General features: G+C 65.3%; 17 protein-coding genes. 9 read left to right on the top strand and 8 right to left on the bottom strand.

Annotation, left to right across the window (positions count from 1 at the left end):
- Nucleotides 1-127 precede the first annotated feature (127 nt).
- Entirely contained in the window at nucleotides 128-985 is an 858-nt protein-coding gene (locus DBO33_RS32860; RefSeq protein WP_234391163.1) for a DoxX family protein, read from the top strand.
- Between the two features lie 586 nt (nucleotides 986-1,571).
- On the opposite strand, the gene ilvD is transcribed toward DBO33_RS32860, so the two are convergent.
- Both ilvD and DBO33_RS32850 read right to left on the bottom strand, forming a co-directional pair.
- Nucleotides 1,572-3,413 carry a dihydroxy-acid dehydratase gene (gene ilvD / locus DBO33_RS32855; protein WP_107658507.1) on the bottom strand — a complete coding sequence of 614 codons (1,842 nt, stop codon included), beginning with the start codon at nucleotides 3,411-3,413 and terminating at the stop codon, nucleotides 1,572-1,574.
- 515 nt (nucleotides 3,414-3,928) lie between these two features.
- A complete protein-coding gene (locus DBO33_RS32850; protein WP_107658506.1) occupies nucleotides 3,929-4,660 on the bottom strand; it encodes a PH domain-containing protein in 732 nt (243 codons plus the stop codon).
- A gap of 328 nt (nucleotides 4,661-4,988) precedes the next feature.
- Here DBO33_RS32850 and DBO33_RS32845 point away from each other — a divergent pair, with 328 nt between their 5' ends.
- The 3 genes from DBO33_RS32845 (at nucleotide 4,989) to ilvC (ending at nucleotide 8,679) form a co-directional block, all read left to right on the top strand.
- Nucleotides 4,989-6,914, top strand: a complete 1,926-nt coding sequence (locus DBO33_RS32845; RefSeq protein WP_107660796.1) for an acetolactate synthase large subunit — start codon at nucleotides 4,989-4,991, stop codon at nucleotides 6,912-6,914.
- A 76-nt stretch (nucleotides 6,915-6,990) separates the two neighbouring features.
- Nucleotides 6,991-7,494, top strand: coding sequence for an acetolactate synthase small subunit (ilvN, locus tag DBO33_RS32840; RefSeq protein WP_107658505.1), 504 nt, complete (start codon nucleotides 6,991-6,993; stop codon nucleotides 7,492-7,494).
- A 69-nt stretch (nucleotides 7,495-7,563) separates the two neighbouring features.
- Entirely contained in the window at nucleotides 7,564-8,679 is a 1,116-nt protein-coding gene (gene ilvC, locus DBO33_RS32835) for a ketol-acid reductoisomerase (protein WP_325050765.1), read from the top strand.
- A gap of 238 nt (nucleotides 8,680-8,917) precedes the next feature.
- On the opposite strand, the gene DBO33_RS32830 is transcribed toward ilvC, so the two are convergent.
- The 3 genes from DBO33_RS32830 to DBO33_RS32820 form a co-directional block, all read right to left on the bottom strand.
- Complete coding sequence (locus DBO33_RS32830; protein ID WP_135232572.1) at nucleotides 8,918-9,211, bottom strand: hypothetical protein; 294 nt, start codon at nucleotides 9,209-9,211, stop codon at nucleotides 8,918-8,920.
- A gap of 468 nt (nucleotides 9,212-9,679) precedes the next feature.
- The gene (locus tag DBO33_RS32825; RefSeq protein WP_159080647.1) at nucleotides 9,680-10,894 is read right to left on the bottom strand and encodes a cation:proton antiporter; all 1,215 of its coding nucleotides are present in this window, start codon (nucleotides 10,892-10,894) and stop codon (nucleotides 9,680-9,682) included.
- A 354-nt stretch (nucleotides 10,895-11,248) separates the two neighbouring features.
- Complete coding sequence (locus tag DBO33_RS32820) at nucleotides 11,249-11,665, bottom strand: PPOX class F420-dependent oxidoreductase (RefSeq protein WP_107658502.1); 417 nt, start codon at nucleotides 11,663-11,665, stop codon at nucleotides 11,249-11,251.
- 97 nt (nucleotides 11,666-11,762) lie between these two features.
- On the opposite strand from DBO33_RS32820, the gene DBO33_RS32815 reads away from it, so the two are divergent.
- The 4 genes from DBO33_RS32815 to DBO33_RS32800 all read left to right on the top strand — a co-directional run bounded on the left by DBO33_RS32815 (nucleotide 11,763) and on the right by DBO33_RS32800 (nucleotide 16,666).
- A complete protein-coding gene (locus DBO33_RS32815; RefSeq protein ID WP_107658501.1) occupies nucleotides 11,763-12,641 on the top strand; it encodes an AAA family ATPase in 879 nt (292 codons plus the stop codon).
- A gap of 124 nt (nucleotides 12,642-12,765) precedes the next feature.
- Nucleotides 12,766-14,184, top strand: coding sequence for a vWA domain-containing protein (locus DBO33_RS32810; protein ID WP_107658500.1), 1,419 nt, complete (start codon nucleotides 12,766-12,768; stop codon nucleotides 14,182-14,184).
- Between the two features lie 137 nt (nucleotides 14,185-14,321).
- A complete protein-coding gene (locus DBO33_RS32805; protein WP_107658499.1) occupies nucleotides 14,322-15,485 on the top strand; it encodes an McrB family protein in 1,164 nt (387 codons plus the stop codon).
- A gap of 2 nt (nucleotides 15,486-15,487) precedes the next feature.
- Nucleotides 15,488-16,666, top strand: coding sequence for an McrC family protein (locus tag DBO33_RS32800; RefSeq protein WP_107658498.1), 1,179 nt, complete (start codon nucleotides 15,488-15,490; stop codon nucleotides 16,664-16,666).
- A gap of 107 nt (nucleotides 16,667-16,773) precedes the next feature.
- On the opposite strand, the gene DBO33_RS44235 is transcribed toward DBO33_RS32800, so the two are convergent.
- Nucleotides 16,774-17,274 (bottom strand): endonuclease domain-containing protein, encoded by a 501-nt coding sequence (locus DBO33_RS44235; protein ID WP_234391162.1) that lies wholly within the window; start codon nucleotides 17,272-17,274, stop codon nucleotides 16,774-16,776.
- A 780-nt stretch (nucleotides 17,275-18,054) separates the two neighbouring features.
- Between DBO33_RS44235 and DBO33_RS32790 the strand changes: the two genes are divergently transcribed.
- Complete coding sequence (locus DBO33_RS32790; protein WP_234391161.1) at nucleotides 18,055-18,597, top strand: hypothetical protein; 543 nt, start codon at nucleotides 18,055-18,057, stop codon at nucleotides 18,595-18,597.
- A gap of 95 nt (nucleotides 18,598-18,692) precedes the next feature.
- Here DBO33_RS32790 and DBO33_RS32785 read toward each other — a convergent pair whose 3' ends face one another.
- Nucleotides 18,693-19,712 carry a Gfo/Idh/MocA family protein gene (locus DBO33_RS32785; protein WP_107658496.1) on the bottom strand — a complete coding sequence of 340 codons (1,020 nt, stop codon included), beginning with the start codon at nucleotides 19,710-19,712 and terminating at the stop codon, nucleotides 18,693-18,695.
- Between the two features lie 61 nt (nucleotides 19,713-19,773).
- Nucleotides 19,774-20,778, bottom strand: coding sequence for a LacI family DNA-binding transcriptional regulator (locus DBO33_RS32780; RefSeq protein WP_107658495.1), 1,005 nt, complete (start codon nucleotides 20,776-20,778; stop codon nucleotides 19,774-19,776).
- Nucleotides 20,779-20,785: the final 7 nt, after the last annotated feature.

The following is a 20,785-nucleotide window of genomic DNA, read 5'->3' as shown; positions in this document are numbered from 1 at the left end:
CCGACACCGCCGCTCCCGGGTCCGGTGCGCCCCCGAATTCCGGCCGCACACCTGTATTTTGTCGGGAACTGACACGCCAATAGTGTTTGGTGCCCGCTGTTGCGCGGCGCAGCATAGGGTATTGGCCGTGACCGAGAAGCCGAAAGACACATCCGACCCCTCGGCGGCCCAGCGTTCAATGCCGTCCACGGCCGAGCAGTCGGCGGTGTCGTCCACCGGTCGAGGCGTCAGCAGTCCGTTCGATTCGCCGACCGAGCAGTTTCCCAGGCTGTCCAAGGACGTGCCGCGCACCGACGACGAACTCGGCCTCGACCCCGACGTTCCGCCCGTCGGCGCCAGCGGCACCGCGCCGGACGCGTCGCCCGCCTATGCCTACGCCAGCATCCCGCCCGCCGCGAACGCGCCGACCGACACCGGCAGGCTGCGTCGCCGCAACGGCGAGAACCGCCGCGGCACACTGGATTTCGGTTTATTCCTGCTGCGGCTGATCGTCGGCGGCACCTTCATCTACCACGGCCTGCAGAAGCTGACCGGCTGGTTCAACGGCCCCGGCCTCGACGGCACCCGCGACATGATGGAGAAAGGCGGCTGGGACCACCCGACCGTGTCGGCCATCCTGGTCACCATCGGCGAAGTCGGCGGCGGCGCACTCCTGGTCCTCGGCCTCGCCACCCCGCTCGCCGCAGGCGCCGTCCTCGCCGTCATCCTCGACGCCTGGGCCTGGAAGCAAGGCATGATCCCCGGCTTCCAATACAAGGCATCCGTCCCCACCGGCGTCGAAATGGAGAGCATCCTCGCCGGCATCTCCGCCGTCATCATCCTCACCGGCCCCGGCCGCTGGGCCCTCGACCGCAACCGCGGCTGGGCCACCCGCCCCTTCGCCGGCTCCTTCGTAGTCCTGCTCCTGTCCATAGCCGCCGCCATCTTCACCTACTGGTACCTGCACGGCGGCAACCCATTGACCGGCATCGGCCCCTTCAACTAACTCGCCCGAACCTTCTGCGCCCCTCGCACTTCCGAGGGGCGCAGTCTTGTTTGCTCGTCGAACGAGACGCGGTCGCAGCGGTTTTCGCGCGATCGTTCCGCCATGCCCCGCTCGCCGCTGTGGGCGGGCAGTTGGCATCCTCAAGCGGGACATCATGGGGGCGAGTGTCGAGGGGCGTGCCGTCATGTCCCGTTCGCCGTTAGGTGCGGGGTCGAATGGGACGTGGTGGCGGCGAATGTCGAGTGGCTGCTGCGTCAGGTCCCGTTCGCTGTTGCGCGCGGGCAGCTGGGGGACGTGGTGGCGACGAATGTTGAGTGGGCGCCGTCAGGTCCCGTTCGCTGCTACGGGTGGGCAGTTGCGGGACATGCTGGCGGCGAACGGCGAGTGAGTGGGCTGCCATGTCCCGTTCGCCGTTGCGTGAGGGGTCGAGTGGGACGTGGTGGTGGCGAGTGTCGAGTGGGCGCGCCCGCATGTCCCGTTCGCCGTTACGTGAGGGGGCGAACGGGACATGGTGGCGGCCAACGACGAGGAGGTGCCCGGTGAAGTCCCAGCTTGGGTTGATCTCAGCTGGGGCTGGGCGGGATCACTACGGCACGTAGCGGACTGCACCCTTGTCGGCTGAGGTGGCGAGGGCGGCGTAGGCGCGCAGGGCGGTGGTGACGGGGCGGTCGCGGTTGAGGGGTTGCCAGGGGCGTTCGGAGGCTTCCATTTTGGCGCGGCGTTCGGCGAGGACGGCGTCGTCGACGAGGACCTCGAGGGCGCGGGTGCTGACGTCGATGCGGATCTGGTCACCGTTCTCGATGAGGCCGATGGTGCCGCCGCTGGCCGCCTCGGGGGAGATGTGGCCGATGGACAGGCCCGAGGTGCCGCCGGAGAATCGGCCGTCGGTGATCAGCGCGCACTGCTTGCCGAGCCCGGCGCCCTTGAGGAAGGCGGTGGGGTGCAACATTTCCTGCATACCCGGCCCGCCCGCCGGACCCTCGTAACGGACGACGAGCACGTCACCCGCCTTGATCTTCTTGCCGAGAATCGCCGACACGGCTTCCTCCTGGGATTCCACGACGAGCGCGGGCCCCTGGAAGGTGAACAGCTCCTCGTCGATGCCCGCGGTCTTGAGCACGGCACCGTCGGGAGCGATGTTGCCGCGCAACACGACCAGTCCCCCCTCCCGGGTGTAGGCGTGCTCGAAGTCGCGGATGCAACCACCGGCGGCATCGGTGTCGAGCGAGGACCAGCGGTTCTCGGTGGAGAACGGCTCGACCGTGCGCACCCCGCCCGGCGCGGCGTGGAACAACTCGATCGCTTCCGCGGAGGCCTTGCCGGAGCGGATATCCCAGGTGTCGAGCCACTCGTCGAAGCTGCGCGTGTGCACGGTGCTCACGTCGGTCTCCAGCAGACCGGCGCGACGCAGCTCGCCGAGGATGGCGGGGATGCCACCGGCCCGGTGCACGTCCTCCATGTGGTAATCGGAGTTCGGCGACACCTTCGACAGGGTCGGCACCCGGCGGCTGGTCTCCTCGATGGTGTGCAGATCGAAGTCGACCTCACCCTCCTGCGCGGCGGCGAGGGTGTGCAGAACCGTATTGGTCGACCCGCCCATGGCAACGTCGAGCGCCATCGCATTGCGGAAAGCCTTGGCGTTGGCGACATTACGGGGCAGCACCGACGCGTCGTCCTCGCGGTACCAGCGGTTGGCGATGTCGACGACCACGGTGCCCGCGCGCTCGAACAGCGCCCGGCGCGCGGCATGGGTGGCCAGCGTGGAACCGTTGCCCGGCAACGCGAGTCCCAGCGCTTCGGTGAGGCAGTTCATCGAGTTCGCGGTGAACATGCCCGAGCAGGAGCCACACGTCGGGCAGGCGGACCGCTCGACCTCGCTCAAACCCTCTTCGGACACAGCCTGATTCGCGCTCGCGGAGATCGCGGTGATCAGATCGGTCGGTGCCTGCGCGACACCTCCGACGACCACGGCCTTACCGGCCTCCATCGGCCCGCCGGAGACGAACACCGTCGGAATATTCAGTCGCATAGCGGCATTCAGCATGCCGGGAGTGATCTTGTCGCAGTTGGAGATACACACCAGCGCGTCGGCGGTGTGCGCGTTCACCATGTATTCCACGGAGTCGGCGATGATCTCGCGCGACGGCAGCGAGTACAGCATGCCGCCGTGGCCCATCGCGATGCCGTCGTCGACGGCGATCGTGTGGAATTCGCGCGGCACGCCACCCGCGGCGCGCACCGCGTCGGCAACGATGTCACCGACGTTCTTCAAGTGCACGTGGCCCGGCACGAACTGGGTGTACGAGTTCGAGATGGCGACGATCGGCTTGCCGAAGTCGGAGTCGGTCATGCCGGTGGCGCGCCAGAGTGCGCGGGCGCCTGCGGCATTGCGGCCGACGGTGGTGGTGCGTGAACGAAGCGGTGGCATTGATGGTCCTCGGTCTGGTCGCGGGGGCTGGGATGCGACTGCGCAGAGTGAGCTCGGCGGCCGCTCCACGGTACTCCCGCGTGGGTATCGGCCGACCTGCCGGTCAGCGCGGCTCGTGGCCGTCGTCCCGGTCCGTTCTGGTGTCAGTCCGTGCCGCGTGCCGGTGTCGCCGCGAGTGGTACTCGTCGACGCTGACGGTGTCACCGGAGTTGCCGGACCGTCGGGCCGCGTTGTGCGAGTCGGAGATCGATCTGCCGACACATCGCCGACAACATCCTAGCGTCGGCGATTGTTCCTGCTCCCGTCCGCAGTGCCATCGACGGGTGCAGCCGTGCCGGAACGTGCGCAGAGCCGTGCTGCTGCACCTCTCGCCGCATCTCCGGACTACCCGCTGTCGGCTATGGGTGGTGCCGTTCCCATCGGTGATGGCCTAGCCGCGCTTTCGGCCGCAGCTGTGGCAACGGCTGATCTCGGCGGGCGGGCGGTGGCGCAGCTTGCACGGACATGAGCTGCGTCTACTGCTTGTTGCTGTCCTTGCTGGGGGCGTCGTCGTCAGCCGCAGCGCTGGAAGCCGCACCCTCGCGGTCGGTCCCGGCGTTGTAGGTCGTGCCCTGGGTACCACTGTCCGCCACAGTCGTGTCAGCGTCGGCGGTTGCGGTGCCTGCGTTGTCCAACTCGGTCGCATCCGCGTCGGTGGTCGAGGCGCCCGCCTCGTCCGACTTCACCGAATCCGCGTCGGCGCCCGTCGCGCCGGACTCCGTCTCACCCGACCTCACCGAACCAGCATCACCCGGCGGCACCGCATACGGATCCGGAATCCGCCCCTGCGACGCAATCGCCAAATCCCGCACCCGGTCATAACTGACCGCAGGAAGTTTCACCTCACCCCCGTCGACCAAATCGGCCCGCACGTATCCACGCTTCGGGATACGCACCCCCTTCAACTGAGACCAGTCCAGATGCCGCGACCCGAACACGGTCCGCAAATCCAGCCCACCTTCGGAGACCGTCGTCTGCGTCCGCAGCACCCACACGGTGACCGCCACGGGGATCAGCAGCATCCACCACAGTCCGGCGGGCCAGCCGACGAACATGAAGAACACGCACATGAACAGGATGAACACACCTAGGAAGGCCAGGCGTGGGATGCGGATCACAGTGGCGGCCGAGCCGCCACCCGTGTCCGATCCCTCGGGCGCGGTGTGGGACGATTTAGCCGGTGGCACGGACTGATGCGGTGATGACACACCACCATCCTCGCATCCTGGTGAAGGACCCAAGCAGCCGCACTATCCCACATAATGGGACCTGTTTGACTCTTCGGCTCACGCACACATACCGTCATGCGCGTGAATCGAAACGAGCTTCTCGTAATCGGCCGGCGCGTCCAGCGTTGAGCCTGACTATCTGAGTCGAATACGTCAGCTCGCGTTGCGACGCGCCACCCTCGATCAGCCATGGGCTGACGGGGGCTTTTTTGTGTTCGGACAAATGTCCGGCATGGGCGAGTCGCAAGACACCGCATGTCAGACACAAATCCGGGGTCAGAACGACAAGCAGTTAGGAACGAAGACGGTGAGTGCACCTACCGCACGGCCCGGGCCATCGGCCCGCAGGCCAGCGCCTTCGGCTAATCAGCCGAGCACTGGCAGCTCGACGACGTCGGCCAACCGCCGCCAGGTCCCGCCCGAGCGGGTCACCGGCGCGCAGTCGGTCGTCCGGTCGCTCGAGGAGCTCGGCGTCGACACCGTATTCGGCATTCCCGGCGGCGCGATTCTTCCGGTCTACGACCCGCTGTTCGACTCGACCAAGGTGCGTCACGTGCTGGTCCGCCACGAGCAGGGCGCGGGCCACGCCGCGACCGGCTACGCACAGGCCACCGGCAAGGTCGGTGTGTGCATGGCCACCTCGGGTCCGGGTGCGACCAACCTGGTCACGCCCATCGCCGACGCGCAGATGGACTCGGTGCCGATCGTCGCGATCACCGGCCAGGTCGGCCGCGGCCTGATCGGCACGGACGCCTTCCAAGAGGCGGACATCTCCGGCATCACCATGCCGATCACCAAGCACAACTTCCTCATCACCGAGGGCGTCGACATCCCGCGCATCATCGCCGAGGCGTTCTACCTGGCCGCCAGCGGTCGCCCGGGCGCCGTGCTGGTGGACATCCCGAAGGACGTGCTGCAGATGCAGACGACCTTCAGCTGGCCGCCGGAGATGCGCCTGCCCGGCTACCGCCCGGTGACCAAGCCGCACGGCAAGCAGGTGCGCGAGGCCGCCCGGATGATCTTGGAAGCCAAGTCGCCCGTGCTCTACGTCGGCGGCGGCGTGATCAAGGCCGACGCCTCGCCCGAGCTGCTCGAGCTGGCCGAGATGACCGGCATCCCCGTGGTCACCACGCTGATGGCGCGCGGCGCGTTCCCGGACAGCCACCAGCTGAACATGGGCATGCCCGGCATGCACGGCACCGTGGGAGCCGTTGCGGCACTGCAGCGCTCGGATCTGCTGATCACCCTCGGCGCCCGCTTCGACGACCGGGTGACCGGTCAGCTCGACTCGTTCGCACCCGACGCCAGGGTGATCCACGCCGACATCGACCCGGCCGAGATCGGCAAGAACCGGCACGCGGACGTCCCGATCGTCGGCGACTGCCGTGAGGTGATCATCGAGCTGATCGAGACCCTGAAGGCCGATCCGGCCGCCAAGTCCCCGCTGCTCGACCTCACCGAATGGTGGAAGTACCTGGACGGCGTCCGCAAGAGCTACCCGCTCGGCTGGACCGCGCCCAGCGACGGCTCGCTCTCACCCGAGTTCGTCATCGACGCGCTCGGCCGCCTGGCCGGACCCGACGCCATCTACTGTGCCGGCGTCGGCCAGCACCAGATGTGGGCCGCGCAGTTCATCAAGTACGAGAAGCCGCGCACCTGGCTGAACTCCGGCGGTCTCGGCACCATGGGCTACGCCGTCCCGGCCGCCATGGGCGCCAAGATGGGTGCGCCGGACAAAGAGGTGTGGGCGGTCGACGGTGACGGCTGCTTCCAGATGACCAACCAGGAGTTGGCCACCTGCGCCGTGGAAGGCGTGCCGATCAAGGTCGCGCTGATCAACAACGGCAACCTCGGCATGGTCCGCCAGTGGCAGACGCTGTTCTACCAGGAGCGTTACTCCAACACCGATCTCGGCACGCACACCCTGCGCATCCCCGACTTCGTGAAACTCGCCGAAGCCCTCGGCTGCCACGGCATCCGGGTCGAGCGCGAGGAGGACGTGGAGGCCGCGATCCGCGAGGCGCAGGCCATCAACGACCGGCCGGTGGTGATCGACTTCATCGTCGGCAAGGACGCCCAGGTGTGGCCGATGGTCGCCGCGGGCACCAGCAACGACGAGATCATGGCCGCCCACGGCATCCGCCCGCTGTTCGACGACGACGAGCAGGCCGCCGAGCCCGCCGTTATCCACGAAGCGATGTCTCATGAGAAGAACAAGGGGAGCGAGGCGTGAGCGAGCGCAGCGAGCGAACAGAAAACACAGCTACGAGTGTGCTCGTGCTGGAGCCGAGCGCTAGCGAGGTGGAGGCATGAGTACTACGCACACGCTGAGCGTGCTTGTCGAGGACAAGCCGGGCGTGCTGGCGCGGGTCGCGGCGCTGTTCTCCCGCCGCGGCTTCAATATCGAGTCGCTCGCGGTCGGCGGCACCGAGATCCCCGAGATCTCCCGGATGACCATCGTCGTCACCGTCGAGGATCTGCCGCTCGAGCAGGTCACCAAGCAGCTCAACAAGCTGGTGAACGTCATCAAGATCGTGGAGCAGGATTCCGACACCTCGGTGGCCCGCGAACTGATCCTGGTGAAGGTCCGCGCCGACGCCAGCGTGCGGACCCAGGTGATCGAGGCGGTTACGCTCTTCCGTGCGAAAGTGATCGACGTCTCGCCGGACGCGCTCACCGTCGAGGCGACCGGAACCCGGTCCAAACTCGACGCGTTGCTGCGCATGCTGGAGCCGTACGGCATCCGGGAGATCGTGCAGTCCGGTGTGGTGGCCGTCGGTCGCGGACCGAAGTCGATCACGGCGACGCGGTAGCGCTCGCGGGTGTCGCGTCTTCGGGCCGTCCGCAGCAGAACAGTTGAATAGCGTGCGCCCGCAACCGATGTGGGCTCGACGCGAGGATCGCGCCACAGCGTTTCGGTGAAAACCGGGACAGGGACGCGACTTTCAGACCTAAACAGAAGAATCCAGAAGGGAACCAACCAAGTGGCAGTCGAGATGTTCTACGACGACGACGCCGACCTGTCGATCATCCAGGGCCGCAAGGTCGCTGTCATCGGCTACGGCAGCCAGGGCCACGCGCACTCGCTGAGCCTGCGCGACTCCGGCGTCGAGGTCCGGGTCGGCCTCGCGGAGGGTTCGAAGTCGCGGCCGAAGGCCGAAGAGGCGGGCCTCACCGTCGGCACCCCCGCCGAGGTTTCGGCCTGGGCCGACGTGATCATGGTGCTGGCCCCCGACACCGCGCAGGCGTCGATCTTCACCAACGACATCGAGCCCAACCTGAAGGACGGCGACGCGCTGTTCTTCGGCCACGGCCTCAACATCCACTTCGGCTTGATCAAGGCGCCGGAGTTCATCACCGTCGCGATGGTCGCCCCGAAGGGCCCCGGCCACCTGGTGCGCCGTCAGTTCGTCGACGGCAAGGGCGTGCCCGCCCTGATCGCCGTCGACCAGGACCCGAAGGGTGAGGGCCAGGCGCTCGCCCTGTCCTACGCCAAGGCGATCGGTGGCGCCCGCGCCGGCGTCATCAAGACCACCTTCAAGGAAGAGACCGAGACCGACCTGTTCGGTGAGCAGGCCGTGCTCTGCGGTGGCACCGAAGAGCTGGTCAAGACCGGCTTCGAGGTCATGGTCGAGGCCGGCTACGCGCCCGAGATGGCGTACTTCGAGGTGCTGCACGAGCTCAAGCTCATCGTCGACCTGATGTACGAGGGTGGCATCGCCCGGATGAACTACTCGGTCTCCGACACCGCCGAATTCGGTGGCTACCTGTCGGGCCCGCGGGTCATCGACGCCGACACCAAGAAGCGCATGCAGGACATCCTCAAGGACATCCAGGACGGCAGCTTCGTCAAGCGGCTCGTCGCCAACGTCGAGGGTGGCAACAAGGAGCTCGAGGGTCTGCGCAAGGCCAACGCCGAGCACCCGATCGAGGTCACCGGCGCCAAGCTGCGCGGGCTGATGAGCTGGGTCGATCGGCCGATCACCGAAACCGCCTGAGTTTCAACCGAAGCGGCCCGGCACCTGACTGGTGCCGGGCCGTTGTCGTCAGTAGGTGCCGCAGGCTCGGCGTTGCGATCGTCCAGGCGATCCGAGCCGCAGTCCGCACGGCCACCCCGCACACCTTCTCGTTTCCCGCACACGAAATCGCATGCGATTCCCTGTGCGGGAAATCAGGACGTGTGCGGCTGCTGATGGGAACGGCCCGGCACAGGGATGGGTGCCGGGCCGCGCTGCGTTAGCTGCTGCCGAACAACCCGTGCGGGCGGTTCTGCCGGAACTGCCAGAACGGATCGTCGTGGTGGCCGCGGTCGAACGGGCCGTTGTTGCAGCTCCAGTTCTTGAACGGGCCGAAGTCGCAGTTGCGATCGTGGTGTGGATGCCGGACGTCGGTGACGCCGGGCACGCCGACACTCGGGCCTGCCGATGCGGGAATGGCCAAGGCGGTCAACGGAACCGCGACGATCGCACCGGCGACAGCCACTCGGGCCAGCATGCGGCGCGAAGTCGTGGACTTGGTTGTGGAGAACAACGTGGATCCTTTCACTCTGCGGTGAACTGCTCGTTCACCATCCCCCGCTGTGGTCTGCCCACGTGGCGTAGTGCACCTCGTCGGCAGGTCGGGATCAACTGTGTCGCCGCCGCTTTGCGGGCCCCCGCCCAGCACAGCACCGACTGCACGGTCTCACTCTTACGCATTTCGCCCGAAAGGTCACGGGTGCAGGCAGGTCTGCGGAAGATTTCCACCCTTGGTACTAGGGGTTAACCCCCACTGACGCAACGGCACCCGAGTGATTCGCGTTGAGTGGCACACCATGGAGTGGCCTTCTCGACGTTTGCCGCGACCATGTGCCACTCACGCTGCGGCAAAGTCTGATCGGCGCCTCTGGGGGCTGGATGGCCGCGTTGTCGTCGATACAGCCCGGTACCGACAACTACTCCGCCTGGTCAGGCGACGGATCCAGCCCGGGAGGCCACCGGCCGGATTCTGCGACAGACCCTAGGCGTCGCCTATTGCTTTGTCTCGGCGGCGTTTTCCGAGGTATTCCGCGGTGAGTGGCGCGCCGATACCGTGCAAGACGACGCTGCCGACGACGACCACCAGGGTCACACCGATCACAAGGTAAGCGTCGTCGTCTTTGTGCAGTCCGTTGAAGGCGAGCAGTGCGAACACGATCGACGCCACACCGCGGGGCCCGAGCAGGCCGAGCATCAGCCGTTCGCGTTGCGTGAAAGGTGAGCCCAGCAACGAGATCGCTACCGGAACGCACCGCACCACCGTCAACGCGAGCAGCCCGTAGACGAACACTTGCCAGCTGAGCCAGCCGAAGCTCGCTGCCGCGACATTACCGACCACGAACCACATTGCCAGACCACAGAATTCGGCGACATCCTCAGTCGATTGCAGTGGCTCGCCAGGCAATTCGCGCCGAGTGGTGCTGTAGGCGATGCCCGCGAGGAACGCCGCCACGAATCCGTTGCCGTCCACCCACACCGCGAGGCTGTAGGTGAGCACCGGAATCGCGATCGTCCCGATGCGCACCGCCCGCGCGTCGGTCCAGCGTTTGCGGATGGCGAAGGACATGCAGTACCCGGCCAGCGCGCCCACCGCCAAGCCGATCACTATCGACTTCAGCACCGCGGGCACCGCCTGCCCGAGCGCGTGCACCGCCTGATCCGACTCGGCACTGGCCTCCGCCGCCGCCAGCGCGAACAGGAAAATCGGCGCGACCAGCCCGTCGTTGAACCCGCTCTCCACATTGAGCGCATGCCGAACCCGTTCCGGCACACGCAGATCCCGCACGATCGCCTGGGCCGGCACCAGATCGATCGGTATCACGATGCACGCGATCAACAGCAGCACCGTCCACGAAACACCCGGCAGCAGCGCGAATCCCAGCAGATAGGCGGCGGCGAGGCTCAACGGGAAGGCGATGAACAGCAACCGGAAGATTCCCGTGTGCCGACGACCGGACAGCCCATCGCGCACCTCGGTCGCATCCGTGAAAAGGAAGAGCGCCAAGATGAATTCGACGATCCGCTGCGCCGAGTCGGTGTTGATCGCGTTGGCCAGCCAGTGATCGCTGCCCCAACTGACCAGCGCGCCCACCACGACCATCGCCAGCGGGGCGGTCACCTTCCAGCGCGCCATCGACCGCGACAGGCACGACCAGATCAGGATGACCGTCATCGTCGCGGCGATCGCAATGAACATGAGTCTCCCGATTCGGACAGCCCTGCTGGACCTCGACCTCCATGTACTGCTGTCCGGCATGCTGACAGCAAACGCAGAGCTTACTCGGGGTGACGAGTCGCGGGTGGTTCAAGTCGGGAGTTCATGATCAACGCGACAGGGTGGCCGCCTAGTCGCGGTTCCCGCTGCTCGACGGTGTGAGTGCCTGCATCGGGGTGGCTGAGTCGTGCCGCTACACAGTGGTGTGGGCGCCTCTGTCGGCATTGGCCGCGTCTCGCCATCAGGTGATGGTGCGGCCGCTGCCATCCAGGTTGGCGGAGTCTTGCCGCGACTCGACGGTCCGGGGTGCGGCCGTCGGTTGGCTGAGTCGTGCCGCTAAGCGACAGTGCGGCTGCTGCCGTCCGGGTTTGCCGGGTCGATGTGCCAGCTCTTGATGCGCCGTGGGTGGATCCGGATGACATCGTTGGAGAACCACTCGGCCACTGGCGGAGAGTCCAGTGTGAGCGTCTCCACCACGCCGCGGATCTCGACGCCACGACCCCAACCGGGTTTGACCGCGCCGGGCTCGTCCGGGGTCATATCGTCGATCAACAGGCTGACTTTCGGGTTCTTCAAGATGTTCCGATAGCGCTGTGTCGCCGCGTGATTCGGCCCGCCGATATCGATCGTGTCGTCCGGGTTGAGTCGGAAGGCCAGCGGGACGAGCTGCGGTGCACCACTGGGCGAGACGGTGGCGAGCCGGGCGAGTCCCTGGCCGCTGAGATAGGCGCGTTCGACGTCGGTGAAGATCATGGGCCGACCATAAAACCTCGAGTGCGGTTCAGTTCAAGTGGCGCTTGCGGGTTGCGTGACGAAGGCCTGGTAGCCGGGCGATCTACACTGTCTACTGATGAGTAAGTTCTTTGGCTCCGTCGACGAAGTCACGCAGCGGCTCACCGAGGCCGGGTACCTCCCGTCCCTCGATATCGCCACCGCCGTCTTCCTCGCCGGCCACCTCGGCAAACCCCTCCTGATCGAGGGGCCGGCCGGTGTCGGCAAAACCGAGCTCGCCAAAGCCGTCGCCACCGCGACCACCGCCGACCTCGTCCGCCTGCAGTGCTACGAAGGCATCGACGAGTCCCGTGCCCTCTACGAGTGGAACCACGCCAAACAACTGCTCCGCATCACCTCCGAGCGCGAAGGCTGGGACAGCACCCGCGACCACGTCTTCACCGAGGAGTTCCTCCTCGCCCGCCCCCTCCTCGCCGCCATCCGCAACCCGAACCCCACCGTGCTGCTCATCGACGAACTAGACAAGGCCGACGTCGAGCTGGAAGGCCTGCTGCTGGAAGTCCTCGGCGACTACCAGGTCAGCATCCCAGAACTCGGCACCATCACCGCCGTCCGCGAACCCTTCGTCCTCGTCACCTCCAACGCCAACCGCGACCTCTCCGACGCACTCAAGCGCCGCTGCCTCTACCTCCACATCGACTACCCCACAGCCGAATTGGAGCGAGCCATCGTCCGCATGAAGGTCCCGGAGCTGGACGAGGCGTTGGGCGAACCCGTGGTCCGCGTCGTGAGCGCGTTACGCGAACTGTCCCTTCGCAAACCACCGTCCATCGCCGAAACCGTCGACTGGGCAAGAACTCTCGTAGCGCTCGGCACCCGCTCCTTGACCGGTGGCGTTGTCCGCTCAACCCTCGGCGTACTGCTGAAATCTCAAGCGGACCACCGCATTGCGGCTGAGCGCCTGTCGTTGGATACCGATGAGGGGCCAGCGAAGTGAATGGCCAGTCGGCCCCGCGGTCCGTCTCTAAGGTCCTCGAAGCCGGCGCAACAGTGCCGCGCCAGCACTGCGGTGTATCCCAAGGTCCCCGCCTCGAATGCCTTGACACTGAGGAGACGGCGATATGACGTCGTCGCGCCGTAACTCTGTTCCCCAACAGCCTTCCGACACGATCACCGACCGCCTTGTCGAGTTCGTGGGCCTACTCCGTGACCACGGAATCAACGCCGGCCCCAGCGAAACCATCGACGCCGCAGAAGCAATGCTCGCCCTCGGCCTATCCGACCGCAACCGACTGCGTTCCGGGATGGCCGCCTGCCTCCTCCGCCGCAACGGCCAACGCACAGTCTTCAACCAACTCTTCGACCTCTACTTCCTGACCACGGAACAGCCGCAACAAGCACCTGCTGCGACCCCGGAATCCATTGAGTCGCTTCGAGATCGCCTCACCACCGCGCTCACCGAAGACGACCCCGCCGCCGGAGCCGACCTAGCCCGCCAAGCCCTGACCCAACTCGGCGCCTACGGCGGAGCAGGCACCGGCCAAACCTCCGCCCCCGTCACCACCGCCTCGGGCGCAGGCTGGTCCTCGTACCTGACCATGAGATCCCTACGCACAGAAGACCTCATCGCCCGCATCACCGCGGACACAACCGGCGCATCCCCCCTCGACACCGCCGTCCGCACCATCGAAGCCAACCGCCGCCTCACCCAATTCCGCACCGCCGTCCAAACCGAGGCCCGCTTACGCTCCGCCCAACTCCGCGGCACCGAATACATCGCCCGCCGCGGCGTCGAATCCAGTCCAGACCAGGTCGACTTCCTAGGCGCCCGCGAACAAGACCTAGCCGAAATGCGCCGCCTGGTAACCCCTTTGGCCCGCAAACTAGCCACCCGCCTAGCCGCCCGCCGCCGCAAATCCGTCCGCGGCCAAATAGACATGCGCCGCACCCTCCGCCGCTCCATGTCCACCGGCGGCGTCCCCATCACCCCCGTCCTCCGCTCCCGCAAACACGGCCGCCCCGACCTGGTAGTCCTAGCCGACCTCTCCGGCTCAGTAACCGGCTTCGCCGAATTCACCCTCCAACTGATCCAAGCCCTACAAGACCAATTCACCAAGGTCCGCAGCTTCGGCTTCATAGACACCTGCGACGAAATCACCGACTTCTTCACCCCAGGTGAACCCCCCACCCCAGGCCTAGCCGCCCACATCATCCGCAACTCCAACGTCGCCCGCTACGGCAGCAGCAACTACGGCGAAGCCCTCCAAGGTTTCACCGACAACTACCTCGACGCCCTAGGCCCCCGAACCTCCCTCCTAATCCTCGGCGACGCCCGCACCAACCGCACCGACCCCAATCTCGATGCGCTGCAGACCATGTGCGACAGAGCCAAACACGCCTACTGGCTCAACCCAGAACCCTCCCGCTCCTGGTCCACCGGCGACTCCGCCGCCCACGTCTATGTCGAGCACGTCACCATGCACGAGTGCCGCAACGTCAAGCAGTTGGCTGAGGTCGTCGCCCGCCTGCTACCGGCGTAAGCGCTCCGACTGGCTGGATCCGAGCACTCGTGCCTACCTCGGATTGTCGGGGGCCGGCGCTAGTCTGGGCCGCACTGGAACGTTCCGATTGAGGTCGTGACGTCCACTATCGAGCGCGGGGCAGCAGGGAGTCTTGGATGGCACGGATTCGCGAGATTGTTCAGGGGTCGCAGAACATCAGACCGCACAAACCTGAGGACGAGGTCAGCTGTCGATATCAGGTGATCGCGGACACTGATGGGCGGCCGTTGGTGCACTTGTCGACGTTCGGTTCGAACAAGCGGGAATCAGATCCCAAGAGCAGTCAGTCGCTACAGCTCACTCTCGAAAACGCCGCTGAGTTGATGGACGTGTTCAGAGATGCGTTCGGTATCACGTGGGGCCGCAAAGGGAAGCAGCCGTCCATTGATGAGGTTGAACCCGAGTTCCCCGATGCGACAGAAGCGCTCGCGAAACGCCTGTTCATGTCGAAGCCGTGGCTCCAGCAATGCATCGACCTACTCAAGGATCGACCACAGCTGATCTTCTACGGTCCGCCGGGAACCGGGAAGACCTACCTGGCGAAGGCGCTCGCCGAACACCTGTCGAGCGCAGAGAACGTTAAGGTCGTCCAGTTCCATCCGTCGTACTCGTACGAAGACTTCTTCGAAGGGTTCCGGCCAGGCCGATCGAGCAACGGTCAGGTCTCGTATCGCCTCCATCAGGGGCCACTGCGGCTGCTTGCCGAGGACGCCCGGCAGAACCCCGGCGTGCTGTACACACTGATCATCGATGAGATCAACCGCGGCAACCTGTCGAAGATCTTCGGTGAGCTGTACTACCTGTTGGAGTATCGGGATGAAAGCATCAACCTGCTGTACTCGGAAAAGGTAGAAACGTTCTATCTGCCGAAGAATGTCGTGATCATAGGAACGATGAACACGGTCGATCGCTCGATCGCGTCGATGGATTCCGCTATGCGACGGAGGTTTTCGTTTGTGCACCTGCATCCGTCGGAAGAACCGACCAACGGAATCCTGCGCAGGTGGTTGGCGGATCGGGGTTACCCGTCCGAGGCTGCTGAGCTCTTGGACGAGCTGAACAGGCTGATCGAAGACAGGGACTTCAAGATCGGTCCGTCGTACTTCATGAGGCCCGCCGCGACGACACCGAAGGGCATTGATATCGCCTGGAACACGTCAGTGATGCCGCTGCTTGAGGAGTTCCATTACCGGGATCCCGGTATCGATGTGCACGAGCGATACTCCTTGCAGCGGATCCGGGAACTGGTGAGCAGCCGAAATAATGGCCAGGAAGCGTAATCGTGCGGCCGCCGATTGACCTGATCGAGTTCGGCTCGCCAGAGAAGGTCGTTCTGTCGGTGAGCGAATACGAGGCACTGTCTCAACTCGGGATCGCCAAGGTGACTCAAACCCCGTCAGGGCAGTACTCCATCAAGCCGGGTAGCAAGGTGGGGTCGGTAACGTATCGCGATATCCAAATCAACGTGCGCCCGAAGATCACCGAGTTGAACAGACTCCTCTTTTTTGTCGGCTACTGCTCGAACCCCGCTATCTGGCGCGAGGAGTTCGTGCACCTGGACCAAGCGCCCGGGTTGTATCCGGCGGTCGCCGAATCGTTCTCGCGGCTCGCCTCTCGTGCCATCGAAGGCGGGCTGCTCCAGGGCTACCACACCAGGTCGGATTCGCTGGCCGTTGTTCGCGGTCGGGTCCAGTTCCGTGAGCAGATCATGCGCAACTACGGGCTGCCGCTACCGATTGCCGTCGAGTACGACGATTTCACCACGGACATCATCGAGAACCAGATCGTATTGCTGGCGACGTTGCGGCTGCTGAGCATCCCCGACATCGGCGTCGGGGCGCGTCAGCAACTGAGCCGACTCCGTTGGCTGCTCGACGAGATCACGATGCTACCCAACCGTGGCCGAGCACCGAAATGCCAACTCGATCGAATAAACGCCCGCTACCACGACCTACTCAGGCTGTCCGAAGTCATCCTCGACAACAGTTCCTTCGATCAAAACAACGGATCCCTCGCGGTATCCGGCTTCATGTTCGACATGTGGCGCATCTACGAGGACTTTGTCACCGGCGCGGTCGGCATGGCCATGCGCCAGTTCGGCGGGCACCCGAGGGTCCAGTTCGGCCGCCACCTGGACAAAGCATCCCGTATCAAGTTCATCCCCGACCTCGTGTGGTGCGACGACAACGACGTCCCGGTTGCGGTGGTCGACGCCAAGTACAAAGCGGAAAGACCCAAAGGCTTTCCCGAAGCCGACCTCTATCAAATGCTCGCCTACTGCGCTGTCCTGGACTTACCGGAAGGACACCTGATCTACGCCAAAGGCAACGAGCCGGCAACGATCCACGAGATCAGAAACTGTGGCATCACCATCCACTGTCACGCCCTCGATCTTTCCCAGCCTCCGAAACAGCTGCTGGCAGAGATAGATTCACTGGCCCGAGCCATCCTGCACCGGTAGTGGCGGCAGTCGCGGGTGGTAGCCGGGTGTCCCAGCCTGCACGGACAGTTTCGAAGATAACGTGCCCTGTATCAGGCTTTCGTACGGGAAACTGTCCGCCTAGGCCGTCACGCGTTTCGCCGTCGCCCCCGGACTACCGAAACCACTTCGTCCGCGCATCGATCGATCGCGGTGTAAACGTCCGCTGCGGCATAGCGGAGCACCAGCCAGCCGTGCAGTTGCAGCCAGTTCTGCCGCCGCCGGTCACGGCGGAATACCTCTGGCTCGCTGTGGAATTCACGACCATCGACTTCGACGACGGTGCGTGACCGCTCGTCTACGAAGTCGCATATGTACGGTCCGATCGGATGGTTTGCCAACATGTGCAGACGACGTTTGGAGAGGGCGCGCGCGAACAGTCGCTCCGGTTCCGATGCAGAGTACAGCGCTGCTTCGCGGAGTTGCCGGCGCATCGCGGGCGAGCCTCGTTTGCCTGATCTGCACGGGTGGACGAGTTCGGACGCCGCGACGGAGCGGTCGACGTGGTTGTCGACCAGACGGGCGGCGTCCCCCTCTGGCATAACCGAAACGCAGTCGATCAGGGTTTGTGCAGCATTCACGGTCGGCATACCCCACATGTCCTCCACTGCATCGGCGGGTAGATCCCGGCGGTACAGAGTCAGCCAATCGGGGCTTCGACGGTGCATCCTCGTCGGGACGGTTGCCTCGAAGACAGTCGGCTCCGGCAGCATATTGTGCAGCCATCCGGCCGTTCGGTGGCTCAACGCGGCTGTCGGGATCCAAGTCACAACGGCCGCACATCGTGCTAAACCGGTGGGTGCGCCCAGCAAGTATGTGCGTGGCAGGAGACGGACGTATGTGCCTCGGCGACAACGGTCGTCGACCGTCGTCGCCGGCACACCGTCGGCAATGAGTTGTTCGCGCGAGCAGACGCCGTAAAGGTCCATGCGCCGAGACTGCGCTGTCGGCGCTGCTCGATAGAACGACGGTGCTGGCCAAACAGTCGAGCTGTGGACAAGGGCAGGGTTGTGAGTGCCTGGCCTCAGCGGATCGGTAGGTAGGACGGGATACCGGGTCGCACTGCCCCGTATGCGTCAGAGATCGACGCTAACCTGACCCACGTGGTTTCCGATCCGGGCTGGACGCAGGACGAGTTGATCCTCGACGATCCTTCCACTGCCAGGAGACCCTCACACGTCGGGAGTCAACCGAACAGCGGCTGAATGGGTGCATTCACGGTTGGTGTCTGACGGAGACTTTGAGTGCCGACGAGGCACGTAAGCGCCAGGCGTAAGGTGCAACCTCCCCCGCAGAGTCATTTTGGCAGTTAAGGCGAATTCCGTTGTGTGCGCAGGCAGAATCGAATAGTGAGTCCGATAGTTCAACAGTTGTTGACCATTGGCGGTGTGCTTCTCGGTGCAGGCGCGACGTATACCGCGACGACGTTCACTGAGCGGGCGAAGTGGCAGAGGAGTCACGATACGCGGTGGGATGACAAGCGGCTGATCGCCTACATGGAGTACGCGAACGCCCTGAAGCGCTATGTGAGGGTGGTGTATCGGCTGGCGGCGGCCAGCGGATACCCGACCAATTCTGAGCCGATCGACCTCGAAGATGGCAAGCAAGCGTTAGCAGAGGCAGCAGCAGACCGGTCAGTCAAGTGGGAGACCGTGTTGCTTCTTGGTTCACCCCAAGCGGTGGGCGCCGCACGGAAGTGGCATGAGGCGGCCTGGAAATTCCGGTCGGCGACCCGTGGGGGTGAGGTTGACCATGATGCTTACTATCGTCACTACAGGGAGCTGACCCTTCGGCGCGATGAGTTCTACGCATGCGCGAGGGCTGATCTCGGCGTGAATAGTGGTGCGCTTCCGCCTAGTAATCGTGATCCGCTTCCAGCGGTTGAGGTCGCGATCGATCGAGAGTCGACATGACCTGAGCGACTACGTCGTTTGCGCCACTACACACAAACAAGCTGGTCATCGTGGACTGTCCCCGATACGTCAAGGCGCCCACTGACGACGGCCGATTAGCGGCGGACTTCCGCTACTTGGACAGGGCGCGCTTCCCTACGGGAGAGTTCGCAGGCCTCGGCTACGTAGAACGCCTCAAGCGCATCCGCTGGGCTGCAGGGGTTTTCGAGGGTTCCGTTGACTACCGAGACGAAGGCGATGAGTTCGTCGGTGTACGCACGACGGAAGCGGTCCATGAACCCTGGGTAGGCGGGGAAGGTGGAGGGGACGTAGTCGGGTTCGACTGAGGTTAGGGGGGAGCGGTCGTCCAGGCCGACTATGGCGTTGCCTTTGGAGCCGAGGGCTTCGAGGCGGACGTCGTAACCTGCGCCGTTGTAACGGGTCAACGAGACGGTGGCGAGGGAGTCGTCGTCCAGGCGCAAGAGCACTGCGGCGGTGTCGACGTCGCCTGCGTCGGTGAAGAAGGGGTCGCCGCGGTTGGATCCGGTGGCGTATACCGAGACGATTTCGCGGCCGGTTACCCAGCGGATGATGTCGAAGTCGTGGACTCCGCAGTCGCGGAAGATGCCGCCGGAGCGGGGGATGTAGTCGGCGGGGGGTGGGGTGGCGTCGTGGGAGGTGGCTCGGAGGGTGTGGAGCCAGCCGAGGGAGCCGGAGGTGATGGCGGTGCGGGCGGCTTGGTAGCCGGCGTCGAAGCGGCGTTGGAAGCCGATTTGTACTGGGGTGGGGGAGTTTTGGATGTGGTCGAGGACTGCGAGGGTGCCTTCGATGTCGGCGGCTACCGGTTTTTCGCAGAAGACGGGGAGGCCGGCGTCTACGGCGCGGCAGATGAGTTCGGGGTGGGAGTCGGTGGCGGTGGCGATGATGAGGCCGTCTAGGTCGGCGGCGAAGAGGGTGTCGAGGTCGGGAGTGAATTCGAGGCCGAGTTTGGTGGCGGTGGTGCGGGCTCGGTCGGGGTCGGCGTCGGCGACCAGGACATTGGCTACGTTGGGGAGGTTTTTGAGGGTTTCGGCGTGGGAGGTGCCGATGCGGCCGGTGCCTGCGAGGCCGAGGGTGACGGCTTTGTGGGATGTCATCGACTTTCCTCCTGGTGAAATCTCGACGTGCGGTGTGGAACTGCCTGGGGCAGTGAAAGTTTCAGGGGGTCGGGGCGCTGGTGGTCGCGCGGACGACGAGGGAAGGCTGTAGGCGGCGACGGACCGGGGTGGTGCGGTCGGCGCGCAGGCGTTCGACTAGGGCTTCGATTGCGAGACTGCCCATTTGGACGCGGGGCTGGTCGATCGTGGTGAGGGAGACGTGGCGGAGTGCGGCCAGGGACGTGTTGTCGTAGCCGACTATGGAGACGTCGTCGGGGACGCGTAATCCGGCTTCTTCCAGTGCGGACATGGCGCCGACGGCGTTGAAGTCGTTGCCGCAGACCAGGGCGGTGGGGAAGTTGTCGCGGGTGAAGAGGTTGAGCAGTTTCTGGACGGCGGCCAGGCCGGCGGAGTCGGTGTGTTCGCTGGGGATGACCATCGGTTCGAGGCCGTGCCGTTCCATCGCGGCGCGATAGCCCCTGCGGCGGGGGGCCGCGGTGAACGCGGTGCCGCCGTCGAGGTGCACGATGCGCCGATGGCCGAGGGAGGCAAGGTGATCGACGGCGAGCGCGGCACCTGTTTCGCCGTCGTCGTTGATGGTGTCGACGTCGCTGATGGCGGTGCTGCGCGACACCAGGACCAGCGGGGCCTGTTGTGCCGCATCGCGAATGGCGGCGGCGGGCAGGATGGGGGAGAGCAGGATGATGCCGCCGGGGCGGAAGGCGAGCAGGCTTTCCAGCGCGGTGCGCTCGCGGGCGGCGCTGCGGCGGCCGGTGTTGAGGATCAGCTCGAGGCCGGATTCCTGTGCGGCGGTGTCCATTCCCTCGACGACGTCGGCGAAGAAGGCGTTGCGCAGGTCGGAGACCATGACTCCGACGATGTTCGAGGTTCGGCTGGCCAGCGAGCGCGCCATGATGTGCGGCTGGTAGCCGAGGTCTTTCGCGGCCTCCAGCACGGCGCGGCGCCGATGATCGCTGACCTTCGGTGAATTGCGCATGACGAGGGAGACGAGGGCGCGGGAGACGCCGGCGCGTTCGGCGACATCTTCCATGGTGGGTCGCGCCATGTCGCCT

Source organism: Nocardia suismassiliense (assembly GCF_900269665.1).
In the GTDB taxonomy this organism is placed as follows: Bacteria; Actinomycetota; Actinomycetes; order Mycobacteriales; family Mycobacteriaceae; genus Nocardia; species Nocardia suismassiliense.
This window is presented reverse-complemented; position numbering and strand designations above follow the sequence as displayed.

Excerpts from the sequence above, each read along its gene's own strand:
- DBO33_RS32805 (WP_107658499.1), top strand. The coding sequence starts at position 14,322 with ATGGCACGGATTCGCGAGATTGTTCAGGGGTCGCAGAACATCAGACCG.
- ilvN (WP_107658505.1), top strand. The coding sequence starts at position 6,991 with ATGAGTACTACGCACACGCTGAGCGTGCTTGTCGAGGACAAGCCGGGC.
- ilvD (WP_107658507.1), bottom strand. The coding sequence starts at position 3,413 with ATGCCACCGCTTCGTTCACGCACCACCACCGTCGGCCGCAATGCCGCA.
- DBO33_RS32810 (WP_107658500.1), top strand. The coding sequence starts at position 12,766 with ATGACGTCGTCGCGCCGTAACTCTGTTCCCCAACAGCCTTCCGACACG.
- DBO33_RS32785 (WP_107658496.1), bottom strand. The coding sequence starts at position 19,712 with ATGACATCCCACAAAGCCGTCACCCTCGGCCTCGCAGGCACCGGCCGC.
- DBO33_RS32825 (WP_159080647.1), bottom strand. The coding sequence starts at position 10,894 with ATGTTCATTGCGATCGCCGCGACGATGACGGTCATCCTGATCTGGTCG.
- DBO33_RS44235 (WP_234391162.1), bottom strand. The coding sequence starts at position 17,274 with ATGCCGACCGTGAATGCTGCACAAACCCTGATCGACTGCGTTTCGGTT.
- DBO33_RS32780 (WP_107658495.1), bottom strand. The coding sequence starts at position 20,778 with ATGGCGCGACCCACCATGGAAGATGTCGCCGAACGCGCCGGCGTCTCC.
- DBO33_RS32815 (WP_107658501.1), top strand. The coding sequence starts at position 11,763 with ATGAGTAAGTTCTTTGGCTCCGTCGACGAAGTCACGCAGCGGCTCACC.
- DBO33_RS32820 (WP_107658502.1), bottom strand. The coding sequence starts at position 11,665 with ATGATCTTCACCGACGTCGAACGCGCCTATCTCAGCGGCCAGGGACTC.